Origin of the sequence: Ralstonia sp. ASV6 (genome assembly GCF_016429285.1) — a bacterium.
GTDB lineage: Bacteria > Pseudomonadota > Gammaproteobacteria > Burkholderiales > Burkholderiaceae > Ralstonia > Ralstonia flaminis.
The window spans coordinates 1-380 of the sequence record NZ_JAELUI010000505.1; the positions used below are offsets into that span (position 1 = coordinate 1).

A 380-nucleotide genomic window follows, 5' to 3' on the forward strand; every position below is an offset into this window, starting at 1 on the left:
CCCCCCCCCCCCCCCCCCCCCCCCCCCCCCCCCCCCCCCCCCCCCCCCCCCCCCCCCCCCGTTTGCCAGCAGCCGACGGCATACGAGATCAGGCGCCATGTCTCGTGGGCTCGGAGATGTGTATAAGAGACAGGCTCGGAGATGTGTATAAGAGACAGGGGCGGCCGCCAGCGGCAAAGATTTTCTGGCGGACTTCTTCGGTGTCGTCGACCACGTAGTCGGTGATGCCGTGCACCAGCGCGTGGGCCGGGGGGGGGGGGGGGGGGGGGTGACGCTGCCGACGAAGGCCGTGGAGTGTAGGGGGGGGGGGGGGGGGGGGGGAGGGGGGGGGGGGGGGGGGGGGGGGGGGGGGGGGGGGGGGGGGGGGGGGGGGGGGGGGG

At 77.4% G+C, this 380-nt stretch carries 1 protein-coding gene; it reads right to left on the reverse strand.

Annotated features, from left to right (window positions below):
* Positions 1–88 precede the first annotated feature (88 nt).
* Complete coding sequence (locus JHD73_RS28360; protein ID WP_199033410.1) at positions 89–235, reverse strand: hypothetical protein; 147 nt, start codon at positions 233–235, stop codon at positions 89–91.
* Between the last annotated feature and the right edge of the window lie 145 nt (positions 236–380).